7 protein-coding genes are annotated in these 7,887 nt (G+C 73.1%); 2 read left to right on the top strand and 5 right to left on the bottom strand.

Translation table 11 applies throughout. From position 1 onward, the window contains the following. Window positions 1-146 precede the first annotated feature (146 nt). The 5 genes from AB0N31_RS30790 to AB0N31_RS30770 all read right to left on the bottom strand — a co-directional run bounded on the left by AB0N31_RS30790 (window position 147) and on the right by AB0N31_RS30770 (window position 5,733). The gene (locus AB0N31_RS30790; RefSeq protein ID WP_366061740.1) at window positions 147-1,457 is read right to left on the bottom strand and encodes a DUF58 domain-containing protein; all 1,311 of its coding nucleotides are present in this window, start codon (window positions 1,455-1,457) and stop codon (window positions 147-149) included. Next, window positions 1,457-2,446 carry a MoxR family ATPase gene (locus AB0N31_RS30785; protein WP_366061739.1) on the bottom strand — a complete coding sequence of 330 codons (990 nt, stop codon included), beginning with the start codon at window positions 2,444-2,446 and terminating at the stop codon, window positions 1,457-1,459. The genes AB0N31_RS30790 and AB0N31_RS30785 overlap by 1 nt, the downstream gene beginning before the upstream one ends. After that, the gene (locus AB0N31_RS30780) at window positions 2,446-3,642 is read right to left on the bottom strand and encodes a DUF4350 domain-containing protein (RefSeq protein ID WP_366061738.1); all 1,197 of its coding nucleotides are present in this window, start codon (window positions 3,640-3,642) and stop codon (window positions 2,446-2,448) included. The genes AB0N31_RS30785 and AB0N31_RS30780 overlap by 1 nt, the downstream gene beginning before the upstream one ends. Continuing rightward, window positions 3,639-4,355 carry a DUF4129 domain-containing protein gene (locus AB0N31_RS30775; protein WP_366061743.1) on the bottom strand — a complete coding sequence of 239 codons (717 nt, stop codon included), beginning with the start codon at window positions 4,353-4,355 and terminating at the stop codon, window positions 3,639-3,641. The genes AB0N31_RS30780 and AB0N31_RS30775 overlap by 4 nt, the downstream gene beginning before the upstream one ends. Before the next feature lie 61 nt (window positions 4,356-4,416). After that, a complete protein-coding gene (locus AB0N31_RS30770) occupies window positions 4,417-5,733 on the bottom strand; it encodes a hypothetical protein (protein ID WP_366061737.1) in 1,317 nt (438 codons plus the stop codon). A 140-nt stretch (window positions 5,734-5,873) separates the two neighbouring features. Between AB0N31_RS30770 and mtnA the strand changes: the two genes are divergently transcribed. Both mtnA and mtrA read left to right on the top strand, forming a co-directional pair. Beyond that, complete coding sequence (gene mtnA / locus AB0N31_RS30765; RefSeq protein ID WP_366061736.1) at window positions 5,874-7,016, top strand: S-methyl-5-thioribose-1-phosphate isomerase; 1,143 nt, start codon at window positions 5,874-5,876, stop codon at window positions 7,014-7,016. A 180-nt stretch (window positions 7,017-7,196) separates the two neighbouring features. Beyond that, window positions 7,197-7,886, top strand: coding sequence for a two-component system response regulator MtrA (mtrA, locus tag AB0N31_RS30760; protein WP_005316841.1), 690 nt, complete (start codon window positions 7,197-7,199; stop codon window positions 7,884-7,886). Window position 7,887 lies beyond the last annotated feature (1 nt).

Raw genomic sequence — 7,887 nt, 5'->3', positions numbered from 1 at the left:
TGGTACTGCAGGGGGGACCCTGTGGGAGAGTAGGACGCCGCCGAACAATCTTTCCGGGAAACCCCCGTGCCGATGGCACGGGGGTTTCCTGCGTTCACGGTTGTTTTCCGGATGTAAGGGCTCCCTTTAGGGGGCCCTTTTTTGCTTTACAGGCGACCTGCTGCTTTCAGTGTCAGGTAGGCGTCGGCCAGTGCCGGCGCCAGTTCCTCCGGGGTGGCGTCGACGATGGTGACTCCATGCCGACGGAGTTGCTCTGCTGTGCGGGACCGTTCTGATTGCGCCTGGGCTGCGGCCGCTGCTTGGTAGACCGCTTCGGTGGTTCCGCGGGATGCGGCCATGCGGGCGATGTGCGGGTCGGCCACCGAGGCCACCACGACGGTGTGGCGTCGGGTGAGTTGCGGGAGGACAGGTAGGAGGCCCTCTTCGACCGGCGCGGTGTCGAGCGTGGTCAGCAGGACGATCAGTGAGCTGCGGGGGGCCGTTCGCAGTGCTGTGGCGGTGAGACCGCGAGCGTCTGTCTCGACCAGTTCCGGTTCGAGGGATGCCATCGCGTTCACCATGGAGGGGAGGGTCTCTCTGGCTGTGCGGCCCTGGACGAGGCCGCGTACGCGGCGGTCGTAGGCGAGGAGGTCGACGCGGTCGCCGGCGCGGGATGCCAGGGCGGCCAGGAGCAGGGCCGCGTCCATCGAGGCGTCGAGGCGGGGTGCGTCGCCCACGCGGCCCGCGGAGGTGCGGCCGGTGTCGAGGACCAGGAGGACGTGGCGGTCGCGTTCGGGACGCCAGGTGCGGACGGCGACCGTGGTGTGCCGTGCTGTGGCGCGCCAGTCGATGGACCGGGTGTCGTCGCCGGGCACGTACTCGCGCAGACTGTCGAATTCCGTGCCTTCGCCACGGGTCAGGACGCTCGTGCGGCCGTCGAGTTCACGCAGACGAGCGAGTTTCGAGGGCAGGTGCTTGCGGCTGGTGAAGGCGGGAAGAACCCGTACGGACCAGGGGATCGTGTGGGTGCCCTGGCGGGAGAAGAGGCGCAGGGGGCCGTAGGAGCGGATGGTGACGCGGTCGGCGTGGCGGTCGCCGCGGCGGGTGGGGCGTAGCCGGGTGGTGATACGGCGGCGCTCGCCGGCGGGGACGGTGGTCTCGTGACGGGAAGCGGCGATTTCGGTGCCGTGCTGCCAGCTACTGGGTGGCCAGGCGTCGCGGATGGCGGCGCGCAGCAGGCGGCGGGAGGGGTTGGTGACCGTGAGGGTGACGTCCGCCGTGTCGCCGAGGCGTACGGAGGTGTCGCCGGAGCGTGTCAGGCGCAGGCGGCGTACGGGGGCCGCGAGGGCGAAGTCGCAGGCGCAGGCGATGGCCAGGGGGGCGTTGACGGCGAGGATGCCTGTCCAACTGGGCGCCCAGATGCCGACGGGAAGAGCGCCCAGGGCCGCCAGGAGGGCGGTGCGTCCGGTGAGTGCCATCAGCGGGGGACGGGGACGTGGGCGAGGACCGAGGTGATGACCGAGTCGGCGGTGACGCCTTCCATTTCGGCCTCCGGGCGGAGCTGGACGCGGTGCCGGAGGGTGGGAAGGGCGAGGGCCTTGACGTCGTCGGGGATGACGTAGTCCCGGCCGGTGAGCCAGGCCCAGGCGCGGGCGGTGGCGAGGAGAGCCGTTGCGCCGCGCGGGGACACGCCGAGAGAGAGGGAGGGGGATGTGCGGGTGGCTCGGCAGATGTCGACGACGTAGGCCGTGATCTCGGGGGAGACGGTGGTGCCGGCGACTGCGGCGCGGGCCGCTTCGAGGTCCGCGGGGCCGGCCACCGGGCGGACGCCGGCGGCGCGCAGATCACGGGGGTCGAAGCCCTCGGCGTGGCGGGTGAGGACGTCGATCTCGTCCCGGCGGGAGGGGAGCGGGACGGTGAGCTTGAGGAGGAAGCGGTCCAGCTGGGCTTCGGGGAGGGGGTAGGTCCCTTCGTACTCGACCGGGTTCTGGGTCGCGGTGACCAGGAACGGGTCGGGGAGGGGGCGGGCGGTGCCGTCGACGGTGACCTGGCGCTCCTCCATGGCCTCGAGGAGGGAGGACTGGGTCTTCGGCGGGGTGCGGTTGATCTCGTCGGCGAGAAGGAGGTTGGTGAAGACCGGACCCGGCTGGAAGGAGAACTCGGCGCTGCGGCTGTCGTAGACGAGGGAGCCGGTGATGTCGCTCGGCATGAGGTCGGGGGTGAACTGGACGCGTTTGGTGTCGAGTTCCAGTGCGGAAGCGAGGGCGCGGACGAGCAGTGTCTTGGCCACTCCGGGGACTCCCTCGAGGAGTACGTGTCCGCGGCAGAGGAGGGCGACGACGAGGCCGGTCACGGCGGGGTCCTGGCCGACCACGGCCTTCGCGATCTCGGCGCGCAGGGCTTCCAGGGAGGCGCGGGCACTGCCCGGGTCCCCGGTGGTCCCGGCGTTGTCAGTGGTCGGGTCCATCATGGACGGCGTACCTCTCTTTCGAGGGCGTCGAGTTGGTCGGCGAGGGTGATCAGGCCCGTGTCGTCGGCGGGTGGCGGGCCGAAGAGCAGGGAGTGCAGAGACTGTCCGTCGCCGTCGAGGTGGGTGGACAGGGCCGGGACGAGGGTCTCGGGCGTGTGGGCCCGGGCGACGGGGACACCTACGAGAGGGGCGAGGCGGGTGTGGGTGGCGGAGCGAAGAGCGGTGGCCGCGCGGTCGCGCGCGTCGGCCCTGCGGTAGAGGCGGGCGCGGCCTTCGACGGTTTCGGAGGCGCGGATCGCGACGGGGAGTTTTTCGGGGACGAGGGGCCCGAGCCGGCGTGCCCGCCAGAGGGCGGCGAGGCTTGCCGCGACGAAGAGTTGCAGTGTGCCCCAGAGCCAGCCGGAGGGGATCAGGTCGAAGAAGCTCTTTTCCTCGTCCTGGTCGGCGGCTGAGGTGTCGGGGAGCGAGGGGAGGTACCAGACCAGATGGGGGCGGGAGCCGAGGAGTTGGAGGGCGAGGGAGGCGTTGCCCTGCTCGTCGAGGCGGTCGTTGTGGAAGATGTCGGGCGCGCCGAGGACGACGGTGTCGCCGTCGCCGGTGGTGTCCGGGACGCGGACCAGGGTGGCCAGGCGGTTGCTGGGGTAGCACGCGTCGGCGTCGCGTCGGGTGGTGGTGTAGCGGATGCCGCCGGTGTCGGCGCTGCCGGCGCGCTGTGCGGCGGGCAGCGCGCAGTCGGGGGCGAGGGTGGAGGTGCGGCTGGTGGCGGGGTCCGCGGTGACGCCGGGGGCGAGGGCTTCGACGGACCGGGCCCCGGGGGCGACGAGGACCGTGCGGCCGCCGGAGCCGGCTGTCGCCGAGCGCAGTTCCCGCCGACGGTGTTCCGTCAGCAGGTCGGGGGCGGCGACCAGGAGGGTGGTGTCGGGGCCCGTCGCGGCGCGGACCTCGGCCAAGGTGGTGACGACGCGGGTCGAAACGCCGTGGTCGGCGAGCAGTTCGGCGACGGCGCGGCTGCCGTGGGGGTCCCCGGAGCGGGGGTCGAGGGCGCTGTGGCGGGCGTCGGAGCGCAGGGTGGCGAGGACCCCCGCGCCGGCCAGGAGGAGCGCGAAGGCGAGGACGACGCCGCGCGAGCGGGTCCACACCTGGCGGGCGGTGCGCGAGGCCGAGGTGGCCGGGGGCGTGGCCGCGGTGGTCATTCGGCGCCCTGGCGGGTGTTCCGGGCGGCGGTGGGGACGCTGTCGTGCGCGAGGTGGGGTTCGGTGCCGTCCAGGTCGCGGTCGAGGTCGGCGATGCGGGCGTACGCCTGCTCGGTGGCGGTGCGGCCGCCGTATGTGACGTCGTCGAAGTCGCGAGCGGCGGAGCGGAGGCGGCCGGTGTGGGCGGGGAAGGCGCGTCCGGCTTCCGCGGCGGCCTCGTCGGCGGTGCGGCCGGGGCGGGTGTCGAGGAGGACCCGTTCCTCCAGGGAGCGGACGACGGCGCGCATGCGTTCCTGGACGGCCTGGTTCCAGTGGCCTTGGGTGGCGTGCGCCTCGGCGGCCGCACGGTGGTCGGCGGCGCTGCGGGGACGGTCGTCGAACAGGGCCGCCGTGGAGGCGGGTCGTCGGCCGGGGGTTCCGAGGCGCCACCACAGCGCGGCCGCCGCGGCGGAGACGGCCAGGACGATGACCACCAGGCCGAGGACTCCGCCTGGGGCGGCGGTCGAGGCGGCGCCGAAGAGGTCGTCGAGCCAGTCCCAGAAGGTGTTCAGTGCGCGTTCGAACAGGCCGGGATCGTTCTCGTGGTACAGCCGCTTGGACAGCTCGCGGCGGGCCGCCTCGCGTGCGGGGTCACGGGGGACGGTCACCGGTGGTTCGCCGCCCGAGCGCGCCCACGACAAGGCGTGCCCGGCGCGGTCGGCGGCGCCCGACAGGGCCGTGCGGGCCGGGCCGGGCGGTGCCGCTGTGAGAACTCCCCCCGCAAGCCTCACCGCATCAACTCCCCGGGGTGGTGCCGGGGGTGGGGGTTCCGTAGCCCTGGACGCCGGCGGCGCGGGCCAGGTCGAGGTCGAGGGCCTCGCGGCGGATGCGTTGGTCGACGTAGAGGAGTACGGCGACACCCGCCGTGATCGGGAACGTGATGAGGGAGCCGATGACCGAGCCGATGCCGCTGACGATGAGGTACGTCCAGCCGAGCTCGGTGTCGGTGTCCGTGAAGGCGCTGAGGCCGCCGGGACCGAGGGCGGCGCCGAGCAGGGCGAAGGGCACGGCGATGATCATGGCGACGAGGTTGGCGATGATCAGGGAGAGCACCTGGATGCCGAAGACCCGCCACCAGGAGCCGCGGACGAGCTTCGCGGACCGGGACAGGGCCTTCTTGATGCCCTGCTTCTCCAGCATCAGGGCCGGCGAGGCGAGGGAGAAGCGGACCAGCAGCGACACCGCGAGGACGACCGATCCGATGCTGCCCATGGCGGTGAGGGCATCGCCCGCGGCGCCGCCCAGGAGGGCGCCCGGCAGGACGCAGACGACGGCGACAGCGGTCACTCCCAGCAGCAGCAGGAGGATCAGGCCGAACAGTTTGAGCAGCTGGGGGCGGGCGTCGCGCCACGCCTCGCCGCTGGTGACCGGCTTGCCGAGGACGGCGCGGCTGGTGACGGCGGTCAGGAGCGCGGTCGCCGTGATGGTGCCGACCAGGCTGACCAGGAAGACGACACCGGAGTCGAGCAGGACGGAGCCCATGGCGTCGAGCTGTTCGTCGACCGTGGCGCTCGGGTCGCCGAGCGCGGCCGTGCTCGTGGACCCGTCCAGGACCAGGCCCTGCAGGAGGACGACGACGACCTCCACGACGACGGCGACGGTCAGGGAGATGCCGAGCACCGTGCGCCAGTAGGTGCGCATGGTGGAGACGGCGCCGTCGAGGATTTCCCCCACGCCGAGCGGGCGCAGCGGGATGACGCCCGGCTTGGCCGCAGGCGGAGGGCCGCCCCAGCCGCCGCCCCAGCCACCGGGAGTGCCGTATCCGCCGTAACCACCGGGGCCGGCGGGCGGGCGGGTGCCCCAGCCGGTGGCTGGGGGCGGTGGCGGAGGGGCCTGGCCCGGGTTGTGGGCGCCTGTCGGCGCGGACCACTGGCCGGGCGGCGGCTGCTGCGGGGACCACTGCGTGCCGGGGCCCTGCGGGTTCGGGGCCGGCCGGTCCGCGGGCTGCGTGCCGCCGGGCCGGTCGGTGGGCTCGGGAGGCGTGGACGTCCCGGGCTCCTGTCCGTCGGACGGGGCGGATCCGGGCGAGGCCCAGCCCGGAGTGTCGTTCATCGTCGCTCCTTCACGGTGCCCGTCCGCGGTCGCGGCGGCAGGTTGGGAGCCATCGTGCCATGGGGTGGTCGACGGCGGATCGGCCGCGGTCCGGGCTGCACGCCTTCGATTGTCCGGCCGATAACGGGCACACTGACGGCATGGCTGATCAGTACGCGCAATCCGGCGATGACAAGCGGCCCACCGAGGTACCGGCGATCCGCTGGGAGGAACCACCCGAAGGCCCCGTGCTGGTGCTTCTCGACCAGACGAGGCTGCCGGCCGAGGAGGTGGAACTGGTCTGTACGGACGCGTCGGCGCTGGTGGAGGCGATCGGTTCGCTCGCCGTGCGCGGGGCGCCGCTGCTCGGGATCGCCGGGGCGTACGGCGTCGCGCTCGCCGCCGCGCGCGGCTTCGCCGTGGACGAGGCCGCGAGCGCGCTCGCGGGCGCCCGGCCCACCGCGGTGAACCTGTCCGTCGGGGTGCGCCGCGCCCGCGACGCCTACCAGGCGGAGGTCGCCAGGGGCGGCAGCCCGGAGCAGGGGGCCCGTGCCGCCCTGGCCGCGGCGCGGCAACTGCACCGGGAGGACGCCGAGGCCAGTGCCCGGATGGCCGAGCACGGGCTGGCGTTCCTCGACGAGCTGCTGCCCGGCGGCGGACACCGTGTCCTCACGCACTGCAACACCGGTGCGCTGGTGTCGGGAGGCGAGGGGACCGCTTTCGCGGTGGCTCTCGCGGCGCACCGGGCGGGCCGGCTGCGACGGCTGTGGATGGACGAGACCCGTCCCCTGCTGCAGGGCGCCCGGCTGACGGCGTACGAGGCCGCGCGCAGCGGCATGGCCTGCACGCTGCTCACCGACAACGCGGCGGGGTCGCTGTTCGCGGCCGGCGAGGTCGACGCCGTGCTGATCGGGGCCGACCGCATCGCGGCCGACGGGTCCGTGGCCAACAAGGTGGGGAGCTATCCGCTCGCCGTGCTCGCCCGGTACCACCATGTGCCGTTCATCGTGGTGGCGCCGCTGACGACGGTCGACCCGGACACCGCCGACGGGGCGTCCATCGAGGTCGAGCAGCGGCCCGGCTTCGAGGTGACGGAGATGGCCGCGCCGCAGGCGCCGGTGTCGGGAGCGGGGGGCGGGATCCCGGTGGCGCCCCTGGGGACGCAGGCGTACAACCCGGCGTTCGACGTGACGCCGCCCGAGTTGGTCACGGCGATCGTCACGGAGGAGGGCGTCGTCTCGCCGGTGACGGCCGAAGGCCTGGCGGAGCTGTGCGCCAGGGCACGGCACGCGACCACGGACTGAGGGGACGGCCGCCCCGCGGGGCGGCCGCCGCCCCCTGTCCCACCGGTGCTGTCGGCGGCCTCCGGGCGGGCGCCGAGCGCGCTGCCGGGGGCCGGGGCAGACAGTGACCGTTCCCTACGACTATCGTCACGGGCCAGTGACCCTGCTCACCAGCGCCACTGTCACTGTTATGAGAATGGGATGATGTCGTTTATGAAGGGACGAGTCCTTGTCGTCGACGACGACACCGCACTGGCCGAGATGCTCGGCATCGTGTTGCGTGGTGAAGGTTTTGAGCCGTCTTTCGTAGCCGACGGCGACAAGGCGCTGGCTGCTTTCCGTGAGGCGAAGCCCGACCTGGTGCTGCTGGACCTGATGCTGCCCGGACGGGACGGCATCGAGGTGTGCCGCCTGATCAGGGCGGAGTCCGGGGTGCCGATCGTCATGCTCACGGCCAAGAGCGACACCGTCGACGTCGTCGTGGGCCTCGAATCGGGCGCCGACGACTACATCGTGAAGCCGTTCAAGCCGAAGGAGCTGGTCGCCCGGATCCGGGCCCGGCTGCGGAGGTCCGAGGAGCCCGCTCCCGAGCAGCTCACCATTGGTGACCTCGTCATCGACGTGGCCGGCCACTCCGTGAAACGCGACGGGCAGTCGATCGCGCTGACCCCGCTGGAGTTCGACCTGCTGGTCGCGCTGGCCCGCAAGCCCTGGCAGGTGTTCACGCGGGAAGTGCTGCTCGAGCAGGTGTGGGGCTACCGGCACGCCGCCGACACCCGCCTGGTCAACGTGCACGTACAGCGGCTGCGCTCCAAGGTCGAGAAGGACCCGGAGCGGCCGGAGATCGTGGTGACCGTCCGTGGCGTCGGTTACAAGGCCGGACCGAGCTGAC

This window comes from Streptomyces sp. NPDC051051, assembly GCF_040682975.1.
Classification (GTDB): domain Bacteria; phylum Actinomycetota; class Actinomycetes; order Streptomycetales; family Streptomycetaceae; genus Streptomyces.
This window is presented reverse-complemented; position numbering and strand designations above follow the sequence as displayed.

Coding starts and splice junctions, on each gene's coding strand:
- AB0N31_RS30790 (WP_366061740.1), bottom strand. CDS start 1,457: ATGGCACTCACCGGACGCACCGCCCTCCTGGCGGCCCTGGGCGCTCTT.
- AB0N31_RS30785 (WP_366061739.1), bottom strand. CDS start 2,446: ATGGACCCGACCACTGACAACGCCGGGACCACCGGGGACCCGGGCAGT.
- AB0N31_RS30770 (WP_366061737.1), bottom strand. CDS start 5,733: ATGAACGACACTCCGGGCTGGGCCTCGCCCGGATCCGCCCCGTCCGAC.
- mtrA (WP_005316841.1), top strand. CDS start 7,197: ATGATGTCGTTTATGAAGGGACGAGTCCTTGTCGTCGACGACGACACC.
- AB0N31_RS30780 (WP_366061738.1), bottom strand. CDS start 3,642: ATGACCACCGCGGCCACGCCCCCGGCCACCTCGGCCTCGCGCACCGCC.
- mtnA (WP_366061736.1), top strand. CDS start 5,874: ATGGCTGATCAGTACGCGCAATCCGGCGATGACAAGCGGCCCACCGAG.